This window comes from Rhodococcus sp. MT28, from assembly GCF_058792695.1.
Genome location: NZ_JBXAFD010000001.1, coordinates 397,342 through 421,560, shown reverse-complemented (window position 1 = coordinate 421,560; position 24,219 = coordinate 397,342). Strand labels below are relative to the sequence as shown.

At 63.4% G+C, this 24,219-nt stretch carries 22 protein-coding genes; 11 read left to right on the top strand and 11 right to left on the bottom strand.

Going from position 1 to position 24,219, the window contains the following annotated elements; translation table 11 throughout:
- Nucleotides 1–24: 24 nt before the first annotated feature.
- Both AC1Q6C_RS01975 and AC1Q6C_RS01970 read right to left on the bottom strand, forming a co-directional pair.
- Nucleotides 25–927 carry a dihydrodipicolinate synthase family protein gene (locus tag AC1Q6C_RS01975; protein ID WP_007727643.1) on the bottom strand — a complete coding sequence of 301 codons (903 nt, stop codon included), beginning with the start codon at nucleotides 925–927 and terminating at the stop codon, nucleotides 25–27.
- Nucleotides 928–960: 33 nt separating this feature from the next.
- Nucleotides 961–1,746: an aldolase gene (locus AC1Q6C_RS01970; RefSeq protein WP_030534888.1), complete on the bottom strand. Its 786-nt coding sequence runs from the start codon at nucleotides 1,744–1,746 to the stop codon at nucleotides 961–963.
- A gap of 166 nt (nucleotides 1,747–1,912) precedes the next feature.
- On the opposite strand from AC1Q6C_RS01970, the gene AC1Q6C_RS01965 reads away from it, so the two are divergent.
- Both AC1Q6C_RS01965 and AC1Q6C_RS01960 read left to right on the top strand, forming a co-directional pair.
- Nucleotides 1,913–2,503, top strand: coding sequence for a helix-turn-helix domain-containing protein (locus AC1Q6C_RS01965; protein WP_003946400.1), 591 nt, complete (start codon nucleotides 1,913–1,915; stop codon nucleotides 2,501–2,503).
- Nucleotides 2,500–2,925 carry a hypothetical protein gene (locus tag AC1Q6C_RS01960; protein ID WP_492666351.1) on the top strand — a complete coding sequence of 142 codons (426 nt, stop codon included), beginning with the start codon at nucleotides 2,500–2,502 and terminating at the stop codon, nucleotides 2,923–2,925. The genes AC1Q6C_RS01965 and AC1Q6C_RS01960 overlap by 4 nt, the downstream gene beginning before the upstream one ends.
- 7 nt (nucleotides 2,926–2,932) lie before the next feature.
- Here AC1Q6C_RS01960 and AC1Q6C_RS01955 read toward each other — a convergent pair whose 3' ends face one another.
- The 3 genes from AC1Q6C_RS01955 to AC1Q6C_RS01945 are packed head-to-tail and all read right to left on the bottom strand — an operon-like array spanning nucleotide 2,933 to nucleotide 7,370.
- The gene (locus AC1Q6C_RS01955) at nucleotides 2,933–4,405 is read right to left on the bottom strand and encodes a carboxylesterase/lipase family protein (protein ID WP_230358952.1); all 1,473 of its coding nucleotides are present in this window, start codon (nucleotides 4,403–4,405) and stop codon (nucleotides 2,933–2,935) included.
- Nucleotides 4,402–5,931, bottom strand: coding sequence for a carboxylesterase/lipase family protein (locus AC1Q6C_RS01950; RefSeq protein ID WP_003946388.1), 1,530 nt, complete (start codon nucleotides 5,929–5,931; stop codon nucleotides 4,402–4,404). The genes AC1Q6C_RS01955 and AC1Q6C_RS01950 overlap by 4 nt, the downstream gene beginning before the upstream one ends.
- Nucleotides 5,932–5,960: 29 nt before the next feature.
- Nucleotides 5,961–7,370: a dihydrolipoyl dehydrogenase family protein gene (locus AC1Q6C_RS01945; protein WP_030534884.1), complete on the bottom strand. Its 1,410-nt coding sequence runs from the start codon at nucleotides 7,368–7,370 to the stop codon at nucleotides 5,961–5,963.
- 82 nt (nucleotides 7,371–7,452) lie between these two features.
- On the opposite strand from AC1Q6C_RS01945, the gene AC1Q6C_RS01940 reads away from it, so the two are divergent.
- Together AC1Q6C_RS01940 and AC1Q6C_RS01935 are read left to right on the top strand one after the other, a co-directional pair.
- Nucleotides 7,453–8,205 carry an SDR family oxidoreductase gene (locus AC1Q6C_RS01940; protein WP_492666350.1) on the top strand — a complete coding sequence of 251 codons (753 nt, stop codon included), beginning with the start codon at nucleotides 7,453–7,455 and terminating at the stop codon, nucleotides 8,203–8,205.
- Entirely contained in the window at nucleotides 8,205–9,527 is a 1,323-nt protein-coding gene (locus tag AC1Q6C_RS01935; RefSeq protein ID WP_003946361.1) for an NAD(P)/FAD-dependent oxidoreductase, read from the top strand. The genes AC1Q6C_RS01940 and AC1Q6C_RS01935 overlap by 1 nt, the downstream gene beginning before the upstream one ends.
- A gap of 3 nt (nucleotides 9,528–9,530) precedes the next feature.
- Here the strand turns inward: AC1Q6C_RS01935 and AC1Q6C_RS01930 are convergent, their stop codons facing one another.
- Entirely contained in the window at nucleotides 9,531–10,034 is a 504-nt protein-coding gene (locus tag AC1Q6C_RS01930) for a COG4315 family predicted lipoprotein (protein ID WP_019744765.1), read from the bottom strand.
- A 125-nt stretch (nucleotides 10,035–10,159) separates the two neighbouring features.
- On the opposite strand from AC1Q6C_RS01930, the gene AC1Q6C_RS01925 reads away from it, so the two are divergent.
- The 3 genes from AC1Q6C_RS01925 to AC1Q6C_RS01915 are packed head-to-tail and all read left to right on the top strand — an operon-like array spanning nucleotide 10,160 to nucleotide 12,267.
- Nucleotides 10,160–10,636 (top strand): MarR family winged helix-turn-helix transcriptional regulator, encoded by a 477-nt coding sequence (locus AC1Q6C_RS01925; protein ID WP_042449048.1) that lies wholly within the window; start codon nucleotides 10,160–10,162, stop codon nucleotides 10,634–10,636.
- Between the two features lie 37 nt (nucleotides 10,637–10,673).
- A complete protein-coding gene (locus AC1Q6C_RS01920) occupies nucleotides 10,674–11,489 on the top strand; it encodes an ABC transporter ATP-binding protein (RefSeq protein ID WP_492666349.1) in 816 nt (271 codons plus the stop codon).
- Nucleotides 11,449–12,267 (top strand): ABC transporter permease, encoded by an 819-nt coding sequence (locus AC1Q6C_RS01915; protein WP_007727621.1) that lies wholly within the window; start codon nucleotides 11,449–11,451, stop codon nucleotides 12,265–12,267. The genes AC1Q6C_RS01920 and AC1Q6C_RS01915 overlap by 41 nt, the downstream gene beginning before the upstream one ends.
- Before the next feature lie 26 nt (nucleotides 12,268–12,293).
- Here AC1Q6C_RS01915 and AC1Q6C_RS01910 read toward each other — a convergent pair whose 3' ends face one another.
- Together AC1Q6C_RS01910 and AC1Q6C_RS01905 are read right to left on the bottom strand one after the other, a co-directional pair.
- Nucleotides 12,294–12,737: a helix-turn-helix domain-containing protein gene (locus AC1Q6C_RS01910; RefSeq protein ID WP_003946341.1), complete on the bottom strand. Its 444-nt coding sequence runs from the start codon at nucleotides 12,735–12,737 to the stop codon at nucleotides 12,294–12,296.
- A 551-nt stretch (nucleotides 12,738–13,288) separates the two neighbouring features.
- Complete coding sequence (locus tag AC1Q6C_RS01905; RefSeq protein ID WP_155277906.1) at nucleotides 13,289–13,447, bottom strand: hypothetical protein; 159 nt, start codon at nucleotides 13,445–13,447, stop codon at nucleotides 13,289–13,291.
- Between the two features lie 210 nt (nucleotides 13,448–13,657).
- Here AC1Q6C_RS01905 and AC1Q6C_RS01900 point away from each other — a divergent pair, with 210 nt between their 5' ends.
- Nucleotides 13,658–14,470: an FAD:protein FMN transferase gene (locus tag AC1Q6C_RS01900; protein WP_007727618.1), complete on the top strand. Its 813-nt coding sequence runs from the start codon at nucleotides 13,658–13,660 to the stop codon at nucleotides 14,468–14,470.
- A gap of 1 nt (nucleotide 14,471) precedes the next feature.
- Here the strand turns inward: AC1Q6C_RS01900 and pgi are convergent, their stop codons facing one another.
- Nucleotides 14,472–16,127, bottom strand: coding sequence for a glucose-6-phosphate isomerase (gene pgi / locus AC1Q6C_RS01895; protein WP_118603670.1), 1,656 nt, complete (start codon nucleotides 16,125–16,127; stop codon nucleotides 14,472–14,474).
- Nucleotides 16,128–16,219: 92 nt separating this feature from the next.
- On the opposite strand from pgi, the gene AC1Q6C_RS01890 reads away from it, so the two are divergent.
- The gene (locus tag AC1Q6C_RS01890) at nucleotides 16,220–17,674 is read left to right on the top strand and encodes an NAD-dependent succinate-semialdehyde dehydrogenase (protein WP_007727613.1); all 1,455 of its coding nucleotides are present in this window, start codon (nucleotides 16,220–16,222) and stop codon (nucleotides 17,672–17,674) included.
- 74 nt (nucleotides 17,675–17,748) lie between these two features.
- Here AC1Q6C_RS01890 and AC1Q6C_RS01885 read toward each other — a convergent pair whose 3' ends face one another.
- Complete coding sequence (locus AC1Q6C_RS01885) at nucleotides 17,749–18,075, bottom strand: chorismate mutase (RefSeq protein WP_003946362.1); 327 nt, start codon at nucleotides 18,073–18,075, stop codon at nucleotides 17,749–17,751.
- Between the two features lie 316 nt (nucleotides 18,076–18,391).
- Here AC1Q6C_RS01885 and pcrA point away from each other — a divergent pair, with 316 nt between their 5' ends.
- Complete coding sequence (pcrA, locus tag AC1Q6C_RS01880; RefSeq protein ID WP_003946394.1) at nucleotides 18,392–20,884, top strand: DNA helicase PcrA; 2,493 nt, start codon at nucleotides 18,392–18,394, stop codon at nucleotides 20,882–20,884.
- 78 nt (nucleotides 20,885–20,962) lie between these two features.
- Here pcrA and AC1Q6C_RS01875 read toward each other — a convergent pair whose 3' ends face one another.
- Nucleotides 20,963–21,985, bottom strand: a complete 1,023-nt coding sequence (locus AC1Q6C_RS01875; RefSeq protein ID WP_030534879.1) for a M23 family metallopeptidase — start codon at nucleotides 21,983–21,985, stop codon at nucleotides 20,963–20,965.
- A 232-nt stretch (nucleotides 21,986–22,217) separates the two neighbouring features.
- Here AC1Q6C_RS01875 and AC1Q6C_RS01870 point away from each other — a divergent pair, with 232 nt between their 5' ends.
- A complete protein-coding gene (locus AC1Q6C_RS01870) occupies nucleotides 22,218–24,059 on the top strand; it encodes a hypothetical protein (protein WP_492666348.1) in 1,842 nt (613 codons plus the stop codon).
- Nucleotides 24,060–24,219 lie beyond the last annotated feature (160 nt).

The following is a 24,219-nucleotide window of genomic DNA, read 5'->3' as shown; positions in this document are numbered from 1 at the left end:
GCCGGAACCCACTCCCACGTCAGGTCACGACGCGACGATTACACCGCGAGCCACCGACAGAGCGTCGGACAAAGCTGTCCTGGTGTTGTCGTCGAGGGACAGCAGGGGCCGGCGGGGAAGGCCGGCGTCGATGCCGAGAGATTCCAACCCGGCTTTGACCGTCGACGGCAGTCCGCGACTGACGAGGACCTTCAGTAGCGGCTCGATCTGTTCGAACACAGCGGCGGCACCCGACCGATCACCGGATTCGAGTAGACGCCAGAAGTGCACCACCTGTTCGGGGGCCAGACACGGGGCTGCCGTGCACCATCCGCTTGCACCGGCAGAGAAAGATTGCAGTGCAAGAGGATTGCTGCCGTTGAAGAAGGGGATCGTGCCACCGCTCAGTTCGTTGATGCGGTTCATCCGGGTGATGTCGCCGGTGGATTCCTTGATCATCGTGACGCCGTCGACGGTGGAGACGAGATCGACGAGAAATTCCGGCGACATGTCGATCCCGGTGGTGGCCGGATTGTTGTAGATCATCGTGGGAATGTCGACGGAATCGGCCACCGCGGTGACGTGTTCACGAATCTCCTGCTCACCCAGATGCCAGTACGACGTGGGGAGGATCATCATTGCGTCGGCTCCGGCGTCTGCCGCGATCGATGCTCGGCGGAGTGCTCCCGCCGTCGTCAGATCCGACACTCCGACGACGGTGGGGACTCGGCGGTCGACGTAGTCGACAGTCTCCCGAGCGACCGTCTCCCACTCTGCATCGTCGAGATAGGCGCTCTCGCCGGTACTGCCGAGTGGGGCTATCGCGTCGACACCACTGCTGATCATGCTGTCGAGGAGCGTGTGTAGCGGCTTGGGGTCGAATGCTCCGGTGTCCCGGTCGAACGGGGTGATGGGATAGGCGACGATTCCCTTGATGGTGCTGCTCATGAGGCTCTCAGTTCTGTTGGTGGGAAACAAAAGTCAGTTGGTCAGTGTGTCGGGATGATTGCGGAGAGCGCGACGGGCGTAGTAAGCGAAGTTCGCCTCGCTGCGCCGAGGAGTCAGTGTCCAATCGTGTGCCTCCTTCGCCAGGCGAGGCGGTAGCGGCTTGATGTCTCCGGCAGCCATCGCCAGCAACTGCAGTCTGGCCGCTCGCTCGATCAGATGCCCGAGAGAGCATGCCTCTTCGACCGTGTTGCCGACGACGAGTTGGCCGTGGTGGGCGAGCAGAATTGCCCGCTTGTCGCCGAGTGCAGCCGAAATGATCTCGCCCTCCTCGTTTCCCACGGGAACCCCGGGCCAGTCGGCGAGAAATGCGCAGTCGTCGTAGAGCGGCGCGATGTCCATTTGGGAGACGACGAGGGGAATCTCGAGCATCGACAGCGCCGTCGCATGTAGTGGGTGTGTGTGGACGATGCAGTTGACGTCGGGTCGTGCGCGGTAGATCCAACTGTGGAACCTGTTGGCGGGGTTCGGCATGCCCTCCCCGTCGAGGACTTCGAGATCCTCGTTGACGAGCAGGAGGTTGTCCTCGGTGATCTCGTCGAACCCGAGGCCGAGTCGCTGTGTGACAAACGTTCCTGGCTGCCCACCGCGGGCGGAGATCTGTCCGGCAAGGCCGGAGTCGTGGCCGGCGTCCGACAGTGCCCGGCAGGTCAGTGCGATCTTCTGTCGAAGAGTCCAACTACCTGTCGTTACTTCGGTGAGCATCTTCGTCTCGGCGGTGGCCATGAGTTCCTGCTTGCTCGCATGCATCGTGTCGGTCATGGGGTGTGCCTTTCTCGGGACCCGGAAATCAATGACATTCAGTCACCTATAAGACACAAAGTGTCATATAGGACGGAAATGCGCAACCCTCGATTCCTGCATCGCTGATCGCCGCAGGTCAATGTACTGGTAGGGTGATGACACAAAGTCTCGTGAGGGGAACCGAATGGCAGCGTTTTTGCGAACACATCGGCGTCGCGCCGGTCTGACGCTCGAGGGCCTGGCCGAGCAGACCGGTCTGACGAAGAGCTATCTCTCCAAGGTCGAGCGGGGTATCAGTACCCCGTCGATCGCGGTGGCACTCAAGATTGCGCGTGTGCTCGACGCCGATGTGGGGCAACTGTTCTCGGACAGTATGGAGGGAAATGCCATGACGATCGTGCGCGCGAAGGACCGCGTGATCGACCCGGCCAACTCCGTGCAGTCTTCCGTCTACGATCCGATCGCGCCCTCACTGGTCGGAAAGGCCATGCAGCCGTTCGTGGTTCATCCGGCCTCGGTGATGGGTCCCAAGTTCATGGACCACACGGGAGAGGAGTTCGTGTTCGTGCACTCCGGATCCGTAGAATTCGAAATCCCCGGGCAGACGATGCACCTCGACGCCGGCGACAGCTTGTACTTCGACGCGAATACGCCGCACCGGATGCGGTCGGTGTCGGCGGATCGTGCGGTGGTGCTGGTTGTCGTCTACGACAAGCCTTCGGCTGGATCACCCAGCGGTGACTCGCTGGAAACGCACTGCGGGGTGGGCAGATGACGCTGGGGATCGACACGACACTGACGCTTCTCGCGGCCGGTCTGATCTTCCTTCTCTCCCTGTGCCTGGGAATCTGGAAATACCGACAGATGGCCACTTCGGACAATCACCTCGCCCATCCGCATGTCGACATCGCACACCGCGCTGCCCTGATGTACTCGTTTGCGACGCTGCTGATCGCGGTGTTCGTCGAAATCAGTGCGTGGCCGACGTGGATCAACCTGACCAGTGCCGCAGTGGTCGTGTTCTTCTTTCTCGCAGCGATATTCAGCTACATCGCTCACGGTGCGATGAAGGACACCGACAATCAGTTCGAGTCCGCCGGTCCGCCCCTGCACCTCGGGATGTTTCTGCTGATTCTCGGCGAGGTGGGCGGATTTGCCGTCCTACTCGCAGGTTTCGTGAAAGGCCAGTTCTTCTGATCGGGCTTCAGCGCCTGTGCTCGTAGCCGATCCAAGCCCGTCGACGCTCACCCATCGGGTCGTTCTCCACTCGGGACGTCTCGTCGAAGATCATTGTTTGCCGCTCCGGTACGGAGTAGGCGGGCCAATCCCGGTCCGGCACTCCGTGGCGGGCGAAATGGATCCAGTGGCGCTGCATGGTGGAGGTCACCGCAGTCAGTCCGCGGCGCCCACCGACCGCTGTCAAGGCCGCGGTGAGTGCATCCGAACGCCCGAAGACCGCAAGCAATTCGGTGGCGTGGGTAGCGCCCATGCCGATGAGTCTGAGCAGGCGAGGCGCAAAATCGTAGCGGTAACTGTAGGTAGGAGCTACCTGGCAATGACCCTGTGCGCAGAGTATCGCGGGCTCCCAGAACGTGATGTCGCCGCCGAGATCTGCGGCAGCAAACCGGTGCGGATACGTGGGATACGCCGCGAGCGCACGTGCTTTCACTTCAGGGGTGGTGTGGGAGAACATCTTCTCGATCCGAACCGGGTCGGTAGGCAAGATGTCGAGAACGCGCGGGAAGATTCTTCCCTCGTGGAGATTCGAACCGACGAGCAGCGGAACGGGGTGGGCGCGTCCGGCGGCGAACACGTCGAGCGGGTGTTCGGGAAGGACGTCGTCACCCACCACGGGGGCAAATGCCCGCGTTCCGGGTTCTTCGTCCGCGCCGCGGCGCGCAAGTTCTTCGCCGGCAGCGACCAGGTCCTTCACCGAAGCGGAGCGCAGCCACGATGCCGGATCGGCATCCGGAGCCTGTGCGATCTCGAGGAACTCGCGTGCCCAACGGTGCGCTCGCTCTTTTCCGTATGCCGAAGCAGCCGGCGGACTTTGAGCGATGGCCCGGGCGAACAGCCCTCGTGCCGCCGGCGTTGCCATCAGAGTGGTGACCGCGTTGGCGCCGGACGATTCACCGAAGACGGTGACGGCGTTCGGGTCGCCGCCGAAAGCGGCGATGTTGCGTTGGACCCACGTCATCGCGGCGATCTGATCGCGCAATCCGAGGTTCGTCTCGAATGATCTTTCCGCAGTGGAATATTCACTGAAATCGAGGTAGCCCAACGCGCCGAGACGATATTGGATCGAGACGTAGACGATGTCGCCACGTTCGACCAGGCTAGTTCCGCGGTACATGGGCGTCGACGGATTCCCGCCGTTGTACGCGCCGCCGTGAATGAAAACCATGACCGGTCGCAACGAATCCGACGGTACCTGCGGAGCCACGACATTGACGAAGAGTGAGTTCTCGTCGAAGTTGCTCTTGCGCTGCGGAGACGGAGAGCCGAATGCTTCCGCCGGGCGGACACCATGCCAAGCCTCGACCGGCTGCGGTGCGCGAAATCTCCAAGGACCGGTCGGGGCCGTTGCGTAGGGGATTGCTCGCCAGGTGCGCAGTCCTCGATCGAGGCGCCCGCGTACGACCCCGGAATCGAGAGTGATCTCGAGGGGGCTCGTCACGGTAGGGAGATGTCGGTGCCGTGGCTACGGTAACCGCTGTATCCCGCCCAGGCCAAGCGTTGTTCACGTCTGGGATCGTTCTCGACGCGGACGATCTCGTCGAAGATCATGGTCCGACGCTCCTGCCCCTCGTAGCGCGGCCACGATCCGCGCGGCGAGCCGTGCTCGGCGAAGTGAAGCCAGTGTCCCTGAACAGATTCGGTGACTGCGCGCAGTCCGCGTCGACCGCCGGGAAGGGTGAGGCCGCGCCCGACAAGGGTGTCACCGATGCCGAAGACTGCAAACATCTCGAATCCGTGTGTGGCGTCGAGGCCGAGCCAGCGCATCATCGTCGGCGCGAAGTCGAATCGGTAGGCGTATGTCGGCGCTGATTGTGCGTGCGCTTGCATCAACTCCACGGACGGGTGCCAGAACGTGACGTCTCCGCCGACGTCGATCGCGGACTGCTCGTCCGGGTAGCCGGGATAGGTTGCGAGGATGCGCTTCCCGGCCTCGGGATCGGTGAGGGCAAACATGGTGTCGATGCGCGACGGGTTGGTCGGAAGTGCGTCGAGCACCTTCGGGAACAGCGTCCCCTCCCGTCTGTTGGTGCCGATGATCATCGGCACCTGGTGTGCCGATCCTTCTTTGAATGCGTCCAAGGGGGAGCGGGGGAGGAAGTCGCCGTCGACGACCGGTCCGAAGGGATGTAGTCCAGGTGTGTTCGCGAGTACCTCGGCGCCCAGTCTGCTTCCGGCTCTGCCCAATTCGACGGCTGTCGCCGAGGTCAGGGCCTTCGCGGGTGGTAGGCCGGAATTGAGGATCTCGACGAAACGCGCGCCCCAGGCATGCGATCGCTGCGTGCTCGAGACCAGATCCGGAGCCGAACTCTCGGCGATAGCGCCGGCAAAGAGTCCCTTGGCGGCCGGAGTCGCCATCAGGGTGGTGACGGCGGTGGCTCCGGCGGATTCACCGAAAATCGTGACTTTTTCAGGATCCCCACCGAAGGCGGCGATGTTGCGTTGCACCCACTGCAGGGCCGCGACCTGATCGCGCAGTCCGAGGTTGGAGTCGAATACGCGCTCGGATGTGGAGAACGGGGTGAAATCGAGGTAGCCCAGAGCGCCGAGTCGGTAGTTGATCGAGACGTAGACGACGTCGCCGCGTTCGACGAGGGACACGCCCGAGTACAAGCCGGTGGCCGAGGTCCCGATGGTGTTTGCCCCACCGTGGATGAAAACCATGACGGGACGCGGAGTATTGCCGGTGTTCGCGGGGGCGAGCACGTTGAGCGTCAGGCAGTCCTCGCTGCTCGGCTGGTACTTCCCGGGCGCGAGCAACAGCCCCTTCTTGTGTTGGACAGACGCGTCGCCGAACCTGGTCGCGTCGCGTTCTCCGGTCCACGGCGTGACCGGCTGGGGTCGCGTCAGACGCAGTGTTCCGACCGGCGGCCGGGCGTAGGGAATTCCGCGCCAGGCACGAAGTTTTCCCACCCGGCGGCCGCGCAGGGTGCCGTCGGCCGTGGTCACAAGTATGTCGGACGCCATGTCGCGACTATACGTACTTCGGGAGCGCGTCAGCGGCGAGCCTCCAGCAATCGAAGCCAGACTTCACTGACCGTCGGATACGAGGGCACCGCATGCCAGAGAGTTTCCAGTGGTACGGCGCCGACGACCGCGATTGTCGCCGCATGCACCAGCTCGGATACTTCGGGCCCGGCGAAGGTAGCGCCGAGGATCACGTCGGTGGCCTTGTCGATCACCAACTTCGCGCGCCCCGAGTAGTCGTCGCGCAGCAGCGAAGATCCCGCGACTGCGAGTTCGATCTCCACGACTTCGACGTCGTAGCCGTCGTCGCGAGCTTTCTTCTCGGTGCGTCCCACCCAGGCGATTTCGGGTGAGGTGAACACCACCTGGGGGACCTGTCCATTGTCCGCCGACGCCGTGTACCGAGGTCCCCTGAGTCCGCGGCTCTCGGCCCGCGCGGCGATGACGTCTCCGCAGACTCTCGCCTGATACTTGCCCATGTGGGTGAGGGGAGAACGACCGTTGATGTCGCCGACGGCGTAGAGCCACTCACCTTGGGCACAGAGGTGATCGTCAGTGGTGACGTACTTGCCGTCCTCGAGGCCGATGACGGACAAGCCGAGATCGGCAGATGTCGGCCCGCGGCCCGCCGCGACGATGACCTCGTCGACTTCGATCACGCCGGACGATGTCTCGATGCTGACGGGTCCACCGTGGATGTGACCTTCGCCGGTGTCCTTGGCATCGGGGCGTGAGACCGAGTTGACGGCAGTGCTCAGTCGAACGTCCACACCGCGGGCACCGAGTGCTTCGGCCACCATCGTTCCGGCAAACGGTTCTGCTGATTTCAACAGAGCATCGCCCCTCACGAGCAACGTCACGTGAGCGCCGAACGACGACAACCACGTTGCGCACTCAGTTGCGACCACTCCGCCGCCGATGACCGCCACTCGCGACGGAACCTCGTGCAGGTTGGTGGCGTCGCGCGAGGTCCACGGGAGTGCCTCGCGCAATCCCGGTGTCTTCGGGACGGTGGCGGTCGTTCCCGTGGCGAGTACGACGGCACGGCGGGCACGGAGCTTACGGGTCCCGTCGACGGTCACTGCTCGCTCGCCGTCGATGACCCCGTGGCCTTTGATCACGGTGATGCCCGCGGAGGTTGCCCAGTCGACCTGGGACGAGTCGTCGTGGTTGTGGGTGAACGAGTCGCGCCGTTTCAGAACGGCATCGACGTCCAGCGGTCCGGCCGGGATCCCGGGCAAGGCGTCGGCCGCCTCGAGGACCTGCCCCGGGCGCAGTAGTGCCTTGCTGGGCATACAGGCCCAATACGAGCATTCACCGCCGACCAGTTCGTGTTCCACGATTGCGGCGGTGCGATTACTTCCGGCGATGGCGTATGCGGCGGCGTTCTCGCCGGCGGGTCCACCGCCGATCACGATGACATCGAATTCGTCGGTCATTGCTCCACGGTATGTCGGATCGGTCCGAGTTCGCTCGGTTACCGCCGGGTACGAGAACTCGATGATGGTTACAGTTGCACCCATGACGCGGCAGAAGATTTTGATCACCGGTGCCAGTTCGGGTCTGGGTGAGGAGATGGCCAGGAGATTCGCCGCGGCCGGTCGCGACCTCGCGTTGTGTGCCCGGCGGACGGATCGTCTCGACACGCTGCGTGGGGAGCTGGTGGCGCAGTACCCGTCGATCAGCGTCGCAGTGCGCGAACTCGATGTGACCGAACACGATTCCGTCGTCCGGGTTTTCGGTGAGCTGCGCGACGAGTTGGGTGGCCTGGACCGGATGATCGTGAACGCCGGGCTCGGCAAGGGCGCCAAGATCGGAACCGGAAAAGCGCACGCGAATCTTGCAACAGCGCAGACGAATTTTGTCGGCGCGCTGTCGCAGTGTGAAGCTGCGCTCGAGATCTTCCGCGCGCAGGACTCCGGACACCTGGTTCTCGTGTCCTCGATAAGCGCGGATCGGGGGCTACCCGGGCCAAAAGCGGCCTATTCGGCGAGCAAGGCGGGAGTAGCGGCGCTGGGTGAGGCGCTCAGTATCGAGTTGGCGCGCACACCTATTCGGGTCACCACGCTGCTGCCGGGCTTCATCAAGACCGACATGTCCGCCGGCGCCGGCGACGACGCTGCGCTCATGGCCAGTCTGGACGAAGGCGTCAGTGCCATGGTCGACGCTATCGAGAAGGAAACCACCCGAGCGGCGCTACCCGGCCTCAAGTGGCAAGGGATAGATGCGGCCCTACGATTCCTGCCCAACTCCGTGACAGCGAGGTTTGTCTGATGAGCATCCACATCTCGAACGGTAAGCCCCGGGTAGTGATCGTCGGTGGCGGCTTCGGTGGACTGTATGCAGCGAGACGACTCAAGAAGGCTGACGTCGAGGTGGTTCTGATCGACCGAGGGACCAGCCACGTCTTCCAGCCCCTGCTCTACCAGTGCGCCACGGGTCTGCTCTCCGAAGGGCAGATCGCAAGTCCGCTGCGACATCTGCTCGAGGACAACAAGAACACGAACGTCGTTCTGGGCGAGGCCAAGTCGGTGGACGCCGACGCCGGGATACTGACTGCCAGTCGCTTCGACGGGTCGACCTTCGAATTGCCGTACGACTACCTGATCGTGGCGGCTGGAATGCGCCAGTCGTACCACGGCCAGGACGAGTTCATCAAATGGGCGCCTGGCATGAAAACCCTCGACGACGCTTTGGCGATCAGGCGCAGTCTCATTGCTGCGTTCGAGATGGCCGAATCGCTCCCGACGGCGGAAGAACGTCGGCCGTGGCTGACCTTCGCCGTGGCGGGCGGTGGACCCACGGGAGTCGAATTAGCCGGGCAGATCCGCGAATTGGCAATGCACGCGCTGACCAACGAGTTCCGGTCCATAGACCCGGACGAGGCAAGGGTGCTGCTCTTCCACGGCGACGATCGGGTGCTCCCTTCGTTCAGTCGCAAGCTCTCGGCCGCCGCCAAACGTACTCTCGACGGGATCGGCGTCGAGACGCACCTCGGAGTACACGTTACCGACGTGTGCGAGACCAGCATCGAGACGACGGACAAGAAGACAAAAGAGAAGCGGCAGTACGAGACCCGCACGATTTTGTGGACCGCGGGCGTCGAAGCGGTGCCGTTCGCCGAGGCACTGGCCACGGCGCTGGGTGTGAAGCAGGTCGGCGGTGGCCGCATCGAGGTGGAAGCCGATCTGACCGTTCCCGGCCACCCGAACGTCTACGTGGTGGGCGACCTCATGTCCCGGGACAAACTTGCCGGGGTGGCCGAGGTTGCGATGCAGGGTGGTCGGCACGCCGGTGCCCGGATCGCGGCAACCGTCGAAAACGGCGTGCCCAGCCGAAAACCATTCAAGTACCGCGATCTTGGAACCGCGGCCTACATTTCGCGACGCCACGCGTTGCTTCAGGCAGGGCCGGTCCAGTTGTCCGGGTTCATCGGGTGGGTGTCCTGGGGAATCATCCACATCGCATTCCTCGCCGGTTTCCGCAACCGCGCCAGCACGGTGCTCAACTGGGGCGCAACCTTGGCGTCGAAAACGCGTCGGGAACGGGCAATCACGTACGGCGACCCCGAAACCGCTCGGCAGCCGTACAACTGAGGGCTACTCGGTCTTGAACACAGGGTTGCCGGCGGCGTCGATCATCCACCACAGGCTGCCGACGCTCTGTCCGAGCATGTCGCCGGGAACCTTGTCGTCGAGGTACCGATAGACGGGCTTGCCGTTGACGGTGATCTGGAAAGATCCTTCAGGCCCGTCGACAGTGTCGATGACGGCGTCGATTCCTTCGACGATGGGTGAATCGGTCACCGAGGTGACCGCCGGCCAGTAACGCAGGCACGCTTCGTCGCACGACCCGGCTTGTGAGTTCTCCTCGTCCGGGTTGTAGACGTAGACGGTCATGCCTTCGCCGTCGACGGCGATCGTCCCGAGTGGGGAGTCGGCGGTCTTCAGCAGGGGTGCATCAGCGGCGGCGGGTGGCGACAGCGACGTCGCAATGGCAGTGACGTTGTCTGCGCTGTCCCCGGAATCGAGGGCGTCGGGCGAGCAACCGGTGAGGATCAGGGCGCTACTCGCAACCGTCGCGAACAACCACTGTCTGCGCATGACGTCTCCGTTCTGGGCGGGAGTGCTCGGGACAAAGCAATCGGGGATACCCGTTGCGGACGAGCTGAAAACGCCGGGCGTCCGGATTCCTCGACAATAGCTCTGTTACAGAGCTATTGTGAGGTATGGATGAAATCGGAGCAGATCACAGGCTTTCGGATGACGTCCTGGAGACGCTCGGACAATTGCGCCGGGGCACGAGGAAGGCGTCGGGGCGGCCGTTTGCGGAACGACCGCTCGCCGGCGCCCAGATCGAACTCGTCAGGCTGCTACGGCGCAACCCGGGTCTGTCGGTGGCCGAGGCCGCCGGGCGATTGGGTGTCGCGGCAAACACGGTGTCCACCTTGGTGCGGCAGCTCGTCGACGAGGGAGTGATCGAACGCGTTGCCGACGAGGCCGACCGCCGCGTCGCGCGATTGGTGCTCGCGGACGAGGCGCGCGCCCGCGTCGAGGTGTGGCGTGATCGCCGGAGTGTGATTGTCGGTCAGGCATTGTCGACTCTGACCGCAGAGGACAGGGCAAGTATCGAGGCTGCTCTACCGGCCCTGTCTCGATTGGCGAGCGCTCTGGCAGCAGCCGGATCGGAAGGCGGGGGGCAGTGAGATGCTGACGCAGTGGTGGAGGAGCCGAGCAGTACACATGCCTGACCCTGACGCACCCGCGGTCGAGATCGACTCGGTCACATACAAGTTCGGCGGTCATCGGGCGGTGGACAACCTGAGTCTGGTCGTCAACGCGGGGGAATGCTTCGGCCTGCTCGGTCCCAACGGTGCAGGAAAGACGACGACGATCAGGTTGCTCAACACGTTACTTCCTCTGCAAGAGGGTGACATTCGAATTCTCGGTCGCTCCGTTCGCAGCGAAGCGATGACCATTCGGCGCTACCTCGGGTACGTGCCACAACAGCTCTCGATCGAAAGCGCATTGACCGCACGCGAGAACGTGACCTGGTTCGCGCGACTGTACGACGTTCCGCGGTCCGAACGACGCGAGCGCGTCGACCAAGCGCTCGAGATGGTGGATCTGCTCGATTCAGGTGAGCGTCTCGCGTCGAGCTTCTCCGGCGGTATGGTGCGACGGCTCGAACTTGCGCAGGCACTGGTGAACCGACCGTCGCTGCTGGTGCTCGACGAACCGACGGTGGGGCTGGATCCCATTGCCCGCGAATCCGTCTGGAAGCGAGTGGCGGAGATGCAGAAGCAGTACTGCATGACTGTGCTGCTCACGACGCACTACATGGAAGAAGCCGAGGAGTTGTGTGATCGTGTTGCGTTGATGCATCACGGTGAACTTCGTGCAGTGGGCGAGCCGAGCGCGTTGGCCGCCGAACTGGGGCCGGAGGCCACTCTCGAAGACGTATTCCGTCACTACACCGGCGACGACCTCACCGGCGGCAAGTCAGGAGGTCTCCACGATGTCCGCAGTGCCCGTCGCACAGCGCGCCGCTTGGGCTGATCCCACTACCAACAGTCTTGCTCGATTGCTCTCGAGAATTTACACATTCTGCCTCGTGGAAGTTCAGAAGTTGCGGCACGACCGATCTGAATTGGTCACGCGCGCAATCCAGCCGATCCTCTGGTTGGTGATCTTCGGTCAGACGTTCAGTCATATCCGAGCGATCCCGACTGGCGACGTACCGTATCTCGACTTTCTCGCGCCGGGCATCATTGCGCAGTCCGCGCTTTTTGTTGCGATCTTCTACGGAATCCAGATCATCTGGGAGCGTGACGCGGGAGTCCTCACCAAACTCATGGTGACGCCGACGCCACGAGCCGCGCTGGTCACCGGAAAGGCATTTGCAGCCGGTATCCGTGCGGTCGCCCAGGCCGTGGTCGTAGTCGTTGTAGCGGCGCTGCTGGGCGTGAGCATGACGTGGAACCCGATCAAGCTGCTCGGCGTCGTGGCTGTCGTTGTCCTCGGCTCGGCGTTCTTCGCCTGTCTGTCGGTTGCGATCGCGGGGATCGTGCTCAAACGAGATCGATTGATGGGCATCGGCCAGGCGATCACCATGCCGTTGTTCTTCGCGTCCAACGCTCTGTACCCGGTCGAACTCATGCCGACGTGGGTTCAGTGGCTCAGTCGCATCAATCCGCTGAGTTACGAGGTGTCAGCGCTGCGCGGTCTGCTGATCGGAATGCCGACCGACTACCTCGTCGACTTCGGCGTGCTGATCGGGGCCGCGCTGCTCGGAATCATCACAGCTTCGGCACTATTGGGCCGCTTGACTCGCTGATCTGACTCGCTGAACTTCGCTCCGGACTAGTCGCGAGTGAACGGTGGGGTGTAGGTGCTGCAATCCGGAGGGACGGCCGGGAGTCCTTCGGACGAGCGAAGTTTCTCCGCAATCGATGAGAGCAAGTCCTGCGATTCAGGGGAGAGATCGACCGCTTTTATGGCCAGAGAACGTAATTCGCTGTCGTGGAACTCCTCGACAACCGAACGGTCTTCTTCCGGAATCAGTTCGGGATCTTGGCGAGGTGTCGGGCCGAAGAAGTACTCTGCTGCTACGCCGAAGTAATCGGCCAATGCCAAAACGACTTGCTCCGATGGATTCGTGCGCACACCGCTCCGGAGTTGCGAGAGGTACGGTGTCGAAATCTTGCATCCACGTTGCGAAAGGGCTTCCACAACTTGTGCGTTGGTGAGTCTCGGTGCTGTGGCCGGGTACAAGGCGTTCAAACGGTCCTTGAATGAATCGGTCACAATTCCTCCCTCGAGCGTGACCCAGCGTCACAGCTACTTCGCAGTTTTCACATAGTAGACGACACGGTTATTCTGGACTCTGGTCGAAAGTCCTTTCACCTGCGGATATTTGGCGCAGAAAAATTCCAAAGACTTTGTAAAGTATGTGATTTTCGCCGCGTACTGACCGTTCGTTTTGCCAAGGTGTACGGCGGTAGCGTATAAGCCGAACGGTGGTGGTTACGCCATTGTGCTGCAGGTTCTTTCAGCCGGTCCTATCCATTTTGTGTCGATGCATTCCTGCTCGGTCTGTAACGTGCGAAGCGCTGCCGCCGGGCACCGGGCGTCGTCGTGCCGGCGGTTGGCGCGCCGCGTGTTCGGGACTTCTTCTCGGTGCTCTGCTCGACGCTCGCGCGCAGTGGTGGGCCCGTATTTTGCTGCACTCGAGAGTGAGCGCTCAGGTGTGTCCACCTGCGAAAGTGACGCGCATTGAAGCGGCCGATTGGTATGTCATCGACGTTGGAACACAGTGCTTCTCGTCGGTCCCCATTTTTCATGCGGTGACATAAGGTTCATGCGGTGACATCAGCGCCGCCCGGGCGTGTTGCTGCGGCGGACCGGGCTCGAAGCGCAGCCGGTCGGCCGGACATGTCGAGCGTCGACTCTGCGTCTTTCGGATCGGAATTGCCCGCTGCGCCAGTAGTAGTCGACGTCGTCGCAGTCAGGTGCATGTCAGAACCATGTGGAGGATTACACGTCTTGCACACGGAGGGCGACAGTCCGGGCGGCAATTCTGTCGCACAGATCTACCATCCAGTCCCCGCCGTGCGCTGCTCAACCTGCGGCATGTGTGCCTCGGCCTCGGAAGCGCTTTATGGCACGGGGGTTGCTGACCGGCGCATACTGGTTACAACACAGTGTGTTCGAAGGGCAGGACTGACATGGTCAGTGTCGAGAAGTGGGCGATGTGGGATTCCGCCGTGGAGGTGGACGTCACCGAGGGCGCTGCGCTGCCTACTGCGCACGCGTTGATCGCAGCTGCCATCGACGAAACCGAAGCGGTCTGCGACCTTCGCCGGGGAGACGCCGAGATTCACGCCGTCAACCTCGCTCAGGGAACTCCGGTCAAAGTGACACGACGTATGTCGGCTCTGCTGCGGTCGGCGCTGTGGGCTGCCCGTATGACCGGCGGTGCAGTCAATCCGCTTGCCGACAACTACTCCGAGGACGAATCCATCCCTCCGGTGCACCCGACCCCGACGTTCGAGGACGTACAGCTCGACGGAGACGTGGTGTACGCGCCCTGGGGTGCGTCGTTCGACATCACCGGAGTTGCCAAGGCCGACACCGTCGATCGCGCCGCGCAGATCGTCGCCGCCGAATTACAATGCGGCGTTGCTGTGCGGATCGGCGACGTGATCGCCACGGCCGGCCATGCACCGGCTGGTGGCTGGCAGATTCCGGTGCCGGACAGCGAAGAAGTCGAACTGATCAACGGAACCGCGATGGCGACGGCGCGGGCGCTGGAGCTGCCCTCCTGGGAGCCGAACCAGGAGCGGCCCTCCACGGAATGGGCACAGGTCTCGGTGATTGCTGACGACGCGGTGTGGGCGTACGCCGCGAGCGAAGCTGCGTTGATCCGGGGGATAAGCGCCATCAAATGGGTTGAACAGCAAGAGCTTCGGGCTCGGCTCGTCGACCGATCCGGACGCGTGTACACAACGGAAAGTTGGTTCGGCCCGGCGGCCGCGTGAGTCAGGCCCGTCCGCGCTCTCTGCGGTACCACTGCACCAGAGCATCTGTGGATGTGTCGCCGAGGTCGCCGGGTGTTGCTTCGGAAGAGAGCGCAGGCCCCAGTTCCATGGCTTGTGTCTTGCCGAGTTCGACGCCCCACTGATCGAACGGATTGACACCCCAGACAGCACCTTCGACAAATACCTGGTGCTCGTAAAGTGCGATCAGCTGACCGACGACCGAGGGGGTCAGCTCCTTCGCCAAGATAGTGCTCGACGGTCGGTTGCCTGGCATCACCTTGTGTGGCACCAGCTCCGGAGCAGTGCCCTCTGACGCGATTTCTTCGGCAGTCTTGCCGAACGCGAGAACCTTTGTCTGAGCGAAGAAGTTACTCATGAGCAGATCGTGCATTGATCCCGTGCCGTCCGCAGTAGGCAGATCGTCGGTGGATTCCGCGAACCCGATGAAATCGGCAGGCACCAGCCAGGTGCCCTGATGCAGGAGTTGGTAGAAGGCGTGTTGGCCGTTGGTTCCGGGCTCGCCCCAGAAGATCTCACCGGTGGACGTGGTCACCGGTGAGCCGTCGGCGCGAACCGATTTGCCGTTGGATTCCATGGTCAGCTGCTGCAGGTAGGCGGGAAAGCGCAGCAAGTCGTTGGAGTAGGGCAGCACTGCGCGGGACTGTGCGCCGAAGAAGTTGGAATACCAGAGCCCGATGAGGCCGAGGAGGACCGGCGCGTTCTGCTCGAGCGGTTGGTTTCGGAAGTGCGTGTCGATCTGGTGGAAACCGTCGAGGAACTCCGCAAAGCGAACGGGTCCGACGGCACACATGACCGACAAGCCGATCGCCGAGTCGACGGAGTAGCGCCCGCCGACCCAATCCCAGAACCCGAACATGTTCGCGGTGTCGATGCCGAACTCCGCCACACGGTCACCGTGGGTGGAGACTGCGACGAAATGCTTGGCTACGGCCGAGACGTCTTCGCTGCCCAGACCGGCGAACAGCCAACGCTTTGCCGCTGTCGCGTTGGTGAGGGTCTCGAGGGTGGAGAACGTCTTGGATGCGACGATGAAGAGCGTCGTCTCCGGATCGAGGTCGTCGAGCTGCCCGACCAGGTCGACAGGGTCGATGTTGGAGACGAACCGGACGCTGATTCCGGCGTCGGCGTAATGCCGTAGTGCGCGGTAGACCATCACCGGCCCGAGGTCGGAACCGCCGATGCCGATGTTGACGATGGTGCGGATGCGCTTGCCGGTAGCTCCGGTCCACTCGCCGCTGCGCACACGATCGGCAAAAGCGCCCATCGCGTCCAGAACTTCGTGAACGTCCGCGACGACGTCTTGACCGTCGACGGTCAGAGCAGAATCCTTGGGCAGACGCAGCGCTGTGTGCAGTACGGCGCGGTCTTCGGAAGTGTTGATGTGATCGCCCGCGAACATCGCGTCGCGTCGTGCCTCGACGCCGGCCTCGCGGGCCAGGTCGACGAGCAGCGCGAGAGTCTCGCGGCTGACGCGATGCTTGCTGTAGTCGATGTGAAGATCACCGGCGTCGATCGTCAGCTCTCGCCCGCGGGCTGGATCGTCCTGGAAGAGTTCTCGCAGGTGAACGCCTTCGATGTCGGCGTAATGAGCGCGCAGTTTCTGCCAGGCTGAGGTTCCGGTGATGTCAGTGCTCACGATCATCGACTTTAGTGGCACAAGCTGGAAACTTCCGCGTGAGTCTCGCTCGCGGGCAGACGGACGCGGCTCCGACGAGCATCATGGAACCCATGGACACATTCGAATTCATTCGATCAGTTCCCACCCAGTTGTTCGTCGGCGGTCGGTTCGTGCCCGCGGAGAACAACGCGACCTTCCCGGTGGCGGATCCGGCGACCGGGAAATCGTTGACCGATGTCGCCGATGCGAGCCCCGCGGACGCGCTGCGCGCTCTCGACGAAGCCGTGGCCGTCTCGTCGAAGTGGGCGAGCACACCTGCGCGCGAGCGTGGTGAAATCCTGCGAGCCGTCTTCGAGAAGATCACCGAGCGAGCGGAGGACGTGGCGCTGCTGATGACCCTCGAAATGGGCAAGGCACTCGCCGAAAGTCGCGCCGAGGTGAAGTACGGGGCTGAGTTCTTCCGGTGGTTCAGCGAGGAGGCCGTTCGCATCGGCGGGCGCTACACGCCGGCCCCGGCGGGCAACGGCCGGATCCTTGTCACCAAAGCGCCGGTCGGACCGTGTCTGGCCATCACTCCCTGGAATTTCCCGTTGGCGATGGGTACCCGCAAGATCGGCCCGGCGTTGGCCGCCGGCTGCACGATCATCGTCAAGCCCGCCTCGGAGACCCCGTTGACGATGTTGTTGCTTGCTCAGCTCATGGCCGAAGCAGGGTTGCCCGACGGAGTCCTCTCGGTGTTGCCGACATCGAAATCCGGTGAAGTGACCGGCCCTCTCATCGACGACCCTCGACTGCGCAAGCTCACCTTCACCGGGTCCACCGGCGTCGGCAAGATGCTGGTGGAGAAGTCCGCGAAGCGATTGCTCCGCACGTCGATGGAATTGGGTGGCAACGCACCCTTCGTGGTGTTCGACGACGCGGACGTCGACAAGGCAGTCGAGGGCGCGGTACTGGCGAAGCTTCGCAACGGTGGCGAAGCATGCACCGCCGCCAACCGGTTCCACGTCGCCAACGCCGTGCGTGAAGAGTTCACGACCAAGCTGACCGAGAAGATGGCGACTTTCACGATGGGACCCGGTACCGACCCGGAGACGAAGCTCGGCCCGCTGATCAACCAGAACCAACTCGACACGGTCGCGGAGTTGGTTGCAGATGCGGTGGATGCCGGGGCGAAGGTGCGACTGGGCGGCGAAGCGCCGGGTGGTGAAGGGTACTTCTATCCAGCCACGGTGTTGGCAGACGTTCCGGCCAGCGCGCGGATTCTGAAAGAAGAGGTGTTCGGACCCGTCGCCGCGATCACCGGCTTCGACACCGAAGCCGAGGGAATCGCAGCCGCCAACGACACCGAGTTCGGACTGGCCGCGTACATCTTCACGAGGGATCTCGACCGTGCGCTTCGGGTTTCCGACGCACTGGAATCAGGAATGATCGGCGTCAACCGCGGAGTGATCTCGGACGCGGCAGCGCCGTTCGGTGGCGTGAAGGAATCCGGATTCGGCCGCGAGGGCGGGACCGAGGGGATCGAGGAATACCTGAACACGAAGTACATCGCGCTCGAGAGCTGATACACACGCGAACGGCCACATCGGGACTGCCAGAGGCATCCGATGTGGCCGTTCGCAAGTGATCTGGGTGTGCGCTAGTGGCCCAGGCGTCCGCGGCCCAGGCGTAGGAGCAGCATCGCGAGAGTGTGGCCTTCCTGGCCCAGCTCGTTGAATCGTTCTAGGACCTTCATCTCGCGGCTGTGCACCAGACGCGGACCACCCGATGCCATCCGGGTACGGCCGATGATCTGGGAGACCTCGGAGCGGCGTTTGATGGCCGCGAGGATCTCGGCGTCGAGACGGTCGATTTCTTTCCGTAGTTCGTCGATCTCCGCCTCACTCTGGGGGATCTCGACGTCTGTCGGAGCAGTTTTTACAGTATCGACAGTATTTCCATGGGGGGCTGCAGCCTGGGTGCTCATTGCTATTCGTCTCCTCTTCCTACTGCGTGGATCGTGGTCTCGGCTCGGGTCGTTACCGATCCAGGCACACTGACGAAAATGCCCCGGATCCGATTCGGACCAGGGGCGGGTGAGCTGTTCAGATCACGTGCACCGAGGTCCGGGGCACGTAAAGTAACGCCACAGCGGGCCGACGGGGTCGGCCGTGTTGTCGCGAACGGAAATGCTGAACATAGCGTCCAGTTTGCCATGCTCGACACAGGTAATCCAAGTGCCTCTACCAGCAGGTGGACGCACTGACGACCGTGTCGGTGGACGCCGGTAGCGTGGACAGGCGATGAACACGTACCCAGCACTCGGTGAGCACGACGGACATTCCCAGCACGACGGGGGCGGCGCGCGGGGACACGACGCGGGTTCGGACGCCCTCCTCGAGGGTCTCAACCCGCAACAGCGCGAGGCCGTGGTCCATGCCGGTTCGCCGTTGCTGATAGTCGCGGGCGCCGGCTCGGGCAAGACTGCAGTGCTGACGCGTCGTATCGCCTATCTGCTGGCCGAACGGGGTGTCACCCCCGGTCAGATCCTGGCCATCACGTTCACCAACAAGGCTGCGGCCGAGATGCGCGAGCGTGTGGCAGCTCTTGTCGGACCGCGTGCCAACGCCATGTGGGTCTCGACGTTCCACTCCAGTTGCGTGCGGATTCTGCGAGCACAGGCGGCGCTCCTACCCGGTTTGAACTCGAATTTCTCGATCTACGATTCCGACGATTCGCGTCGACTGCTGACGATGATCTCGAAGGACCTCGAGCTCGACACCAAACGATTCTCCGCGCGGCTTCTCGCTACGCATATCTCCAATCTGAAGAACGAACTCGTCGGACCGGAAGAGGCGGTTGTCGCAGCCGATCAGGATCCGGCCGAACTTCCGCGACTGATCGCCAAGGTCTACGGCCACTACCAACAGCGGCTGCGTGCGGCGAACGCACTCGACTTCGACGATCTCATCGGTGAGACCGTCGCGCTTCTTCAGGCGTTTCCACAGATCGCCGAGTACTACCGCCGCCGCTTCCGTCACGTGCTCGTCGACGAGTACCAGGACACCAACCACGCGCAATACATGCTTGTGCGTGAACTGGTCGGCGGTGCCGGCGAGTCCGACCACGCCGTTGCCCCGGCCGAACTGTGCGTCGTCGGTGACGCCGATCAGTCGATCTACGCATTCCGCGGAGCCACTATCCGCAACATCGAAGAGTTCGAACGCGACTACCCGGATGCTCGGACCATCCTTCTCGAACAGAACTACCGTTCGACGCAGAACATTCTGTCTGCGGCCAACTCCGTGATTTCCAAGAACACCGGCCGACGAGAAAAGCGTCTGTGGACCGATTCGGGTGAAGGCGAACTGATCGTCGGCTACGTTGCAGACAACGAGCACGACGAAGCATCGTTTGTCGCCTCGGAGATCGATCGGCTGGTGGACCAGGGCGAGACCAAGTTCGCCGACATCGCGGTGTTCTACCGGACCAACAACTCCTCGCGCGCGCTCGAGGAGATCTTCATTCGACTCGGAGTGCCGTACAAGGTGGTCGGCGGCGTTCGCTTCTACGAGCGCAAGGAAGTTCGGGACATCGTCGCGTATCTGCGCGTCCTCGCCAACGAGGACGACACCGTGAGCCTGCGACGCATTCTCAACACCCCCCGACGCGGTATCGGTGATCGAGCCGAAGCCTGCGTCGCCGTGCACTCCGAGCATCGCAACATCAGCTTCGCCGCCGCTCTCCGTGACGGCGCGGAAGGCAAAGTGGCGCTGCTCAATACGCGGTCACAGAAGGCCATCGCGTCGTTCCTCGAGATGATGGACGGGCTGCGGGCCCTGCTACCGACAGCGGCCGCCGACGAGGACGAACCGTTCGAGCTCGGTGACATCGGTGAGGTTGCCGAGGCGGTGCTCGAGCGCACCGGCTACCGCGCCGAGCTTGCGGCGAGCAGCGATCCGCAGGATGGCGCGCGACTCGACAACTTGAACGAACTCGTCAGCGTGGCAAGGGAATTCAGTTCCGACGCGCGAAACGCGGCCGGGCTGATCGATCCGGACGACGAGGAAACCGCAGCAATGCGTGAAGGTGAACCCGATCCGGGTTCGCTTGCCGCCTTCCTCGAACGGGTATCGCTTGTCGCCGACGCCGATCAACTGCCGGACTCCGACGACGGCGTCGTGACCATGATGACGCTTCACACCGCCAAGGGCCTCGAGTTCCCGGTCGTCTTCGTCACCGGTTGGGAGGACGGGCAGTTCCCGCACATGCGCGCCCTCGGCGATCCGGCGGAGCTGTCCGAAGAGCGTCGACTTGCTTACGTCGGCATCACCCGTGCCAGGCAGCGCCTGTACCTGACGCGCGCGATCATGCGTTCGGCGTGGGGGCAACCGATCCAGAACCCGGCGTCGCGGTTCATCCAGGAGATCCCGGAGGACCTGATCAACTGGCGCCGTGAGGATCCGGGCACCGGTGGCGGATTCGGAAGCGGCAGGCCGGGTTACGGCAGCGGAAGCCGCTACGGCAGCCAGGGCGGCCAGGGATACGGCGGCGGGCAGAACTACGGGGGAGGGTCCGGCAAGGCCGCGTCGACTCCCAGTTTCGGTGCCGCGCGTGGCCGCAACAACGTTCTGGTCCTCGCCACGGGTGACCGCGTCAGTCACGACAAGTACGGTCTGGGCACCGTGTTGGAAACCAAGGGCACTGGCCCCACCGCGACGGTCACCATCGACTTCGGTAGCGCGGGCAAGGTGCGGTTGATGCTCATCGGCGGTGTGCCGATGGTCAAGCTGTAGAAGACAGGCAAAAACTTCCGGCCCGTACCTGGAAAGGTGCGGGCCGGAAGTTTTTCATCAGAAGCGTTGGGCTTGCGATCAGTCCTGCTCGACGCCGAGGCTGATGCCGCGTGAGGCGAGCCAGGGGAGGGGATCGATCTTGTTCTCGCCGGCGAGATGAACCTCGAAGTGAAGGTGCGGGCCGGTGGAGAAGCCACGGTTGCCGACAGTGGCGATCTGGTCGCCGGCCATGACCTGCTGACCAACCGTGACGGTGGACGTGTCGATGTGGCCGTAGACGGTGATCGTTCCGTCTGCGTGCTGTAGGCGTACCCACATGCCGAACCCGGAAGCCGGACCTGAATCGATGACCTTGCCGTCGGCGACGGCGACGATGGGCGTCCCGATCGGGGCGGCGATGTCGACGCCGGCGTGCAGGGTGCCCCAGCGGGTGCCGAAGTTGGACGTGAACGTGCCCACTGCCGGCAGGACGAACAGCGGGCGACGGGCAGCGGCTTCGCGTGCTGCGCGCTCGTCACTGAAACGCTGGCCCTTGGCAAGCAGGTTGCTGAACTGGGAGAGGTCGGTCGGCGCTGCGACGTTGAGGACCTGCGGAGCGTCGGCCTCGGTGGTGGCTGCCGTGGAGGTGGCCGGAGCGAACTGAGCGGCCTGCGGTTCTGCGGTGGTACCGATCGCGGAGGACTCGTTGGCGAGTGCAACTTCCGAGTGGTCGGCGGCAGAAGAGGAACCGTCGTTGACAACTGCCTGGCCCGCGGCGACAACCGCGCCGGCTGCAACTGCCAGAACGGCGGCGCGGCCCTTGAGAGCGGAGGGAGGGGTGGGGAGTCGGTGAGCACCGCTGCGGCGAACCGGAGATTCGACATCGACTGTCGGTGCGGAGGAGGCGTAAGTGGGGGTGCTGATCACGTCGGACTCGACGAACTCGTGAGAGTCGGAATCTGACGACGTGGAGGATGAATTTCGAGTGAACATATCGGTAGAGATCTCAGAACTTTTGGTCTCGGTGTAACGCCTGGCCGAGTGCGTTGGATAAGTGGTCGTGACCTCGTCTGGAGCTGAGTTCGAGAACCTACTAGCGGTGAACTGGCTGCGGTGATGCATATGCCGGTTCTCTCCTCGAGTTCGTGATCAGCCCGTGACTTAGACCGACTGACGGTAACGAAATGATTGCGATGGGCGCAAGCCGTAGCGGAAACCTGTCCGATTATGTGACGTGCCTCACAGCTTGACCTGGGAATATGTCGATCCGGGCAAAACGGACGAATCATCTCGTTTCGTGATCACGCGTGTCACAACCGGATCACCGGTCCATTCAGGCACTACCGTCGATCGAGTGTCCACAACACCTGGAACTACGTCGCAGGCGCGTTTCGACGACCCCGGAGTGAAGTCCGGGGCGCCACTCGCGGCAGTAATCGGACTGCTCGGTGCCGTCGGAGTGGCAGCCAGTCCCGTCGTCGGAGTCGGGAGTGGCCGCGGGGTCGACACGACGGGGGCGCTTGCTTCTGCCGCTCTCTTCGCGGCCGTCTGCACGATCGTCGTGCCGCTGGTTGCGGTGCTCACCTCGGGGCGCAGGCCCGCCTTCGCAGGTGGACTCCTGGCAGGTATCGGCGCGGTGTCCCTCGGCGCGGCGATCCTCGACGTTCAGTTGTTCGTCGACGCAATCGATGCAAACCGCTTGGACCTTTTCCGTCCGATTTCGGCGGGTTCGATCGATGCGGGTCCGGGCGCTTATCTCGCGCTCGCGGGCCACGGACTTCTTGTGGTGTCCGGTGTCCTCGGCTTCATGGTCGTCCATCGTGAATCGGAGCGGGACGGATACGGCAGCGCTCGCGCCGCGGAATTCGACGGGCGATCGGTTGGCGGGCGGATCGGTGGGTGGCCGACAGCGCTGCTGATTCTGGCCGCGGTGGTGTTGGTGCTCTCCCTGTTCGGTCCTTCCTTCAGTTCGCAGGATCCGATCTTTCTGGTCAAACCGCTCGTCGACTCGGCGGCGGCCACCGCCGTCGGTACGGGATTGGTCGGCGTCGCGGTACTCGTTGCGGTCGCGGCGGCATTGACGTCCATCTCGCTACCGGTGGGCTGCGGCGCCCTGATCGGTGTCGGTCTCGGCGCACTCGCAGTCAGTGGAACCAGGGTGATGGCTGGGTTCGCGGCCGGCGATCGGATCGGCGCCGGTTCGGGATCGGTGGTCGGGGCACTGGCCGCCGTGGTCATCGCCGTGATCGGCGTTTCAGCTCCCTACCTCGCTTCCAGGCGTGAAAAAGATGCGATTCCCGCTGAAAGTGTGGTTCGCGCACCCGCGAAGACGACAAAGGGTGCGCTGAAAGCGGCGATGGTGGCTCAGTCCCGCGCGGCGCAAGCGCGGGTGAACAGACTTCACCGCGTTGCCGGTATCGGCGCAGTTGTCACCGCAGCAGTGGCAGCCCTGGGCGTGGCACTTCCGGTCCTGTCGTTGCCGGAGAACATCCCCGAACCGTCCATGCTCTCGTCTCGAGTTGTCCTGCTCGCGGCTGCTGTACTGCTGGTCGCCGGTCTGGGCTTGTTCGCCCCGGGCCGCGCCGCGGTGGTGCGGCCGGCCGTCGGCGTGTTGTGGACCACGGTCGTGATGGGAGTCGCCGCTGTCATGCAGTCGGCTGTCATCGCCACGGACGTACCGGGCGTCGGGTTGGGGGCCGGTGCCTTCGTGCTCTGCGGCGCGGCTTTCCTCGCTGCGGCGACGGGACTGCTCGTCTGGCTGGCGGGAAGCGCCGAGCGTGAGGATGTCGACACGTCGGTAGGTGGCGGTTCGCGAGGGCTGGTGCTTATCGTCGGTGGGATCGGCGCCGTCGCTGTCCTGATCGGAACCGCGCTTCCCCTCTATCAGGGCGACGCCTATACGGCGGCCTCAGTTCTGGAGTGGCCGTGGGGAATTGACGTCTGGGGTCAACTGCTCGTCGGCGTCACCGTCGTGATCGCCGCTGTGATCGCAGCGTCCGCGCGGCCGTCGCGGGGCGCGGCATTGCTGATCGGATCTGCCGTGGCAGCTCTGGTGTACGTCGGTGAGTGGCCACTCACGTCATCGCGCATATCGGACGCAACCGTGGGGGTGGGTGCGATCACAGCGGCCACGGGCATAGTGTTGCTTCTCGTTGCAGCGTTCTCGAGCGCAAGAATCAGTGAGACTGATGCTTGACAAATTCGGTGTGGCCACCTTGCCGAATCGGTGAGGCGTGCCTCATCGGGCAATTGCGCGTGACTTGGGCCACATAGCATCAATGCGGGCGCAAACCGAACGCGGCAACTGGTTAAAGTCCAGAACAGACCCGCTCCTACCCCTCGAGCGGGTGACAACG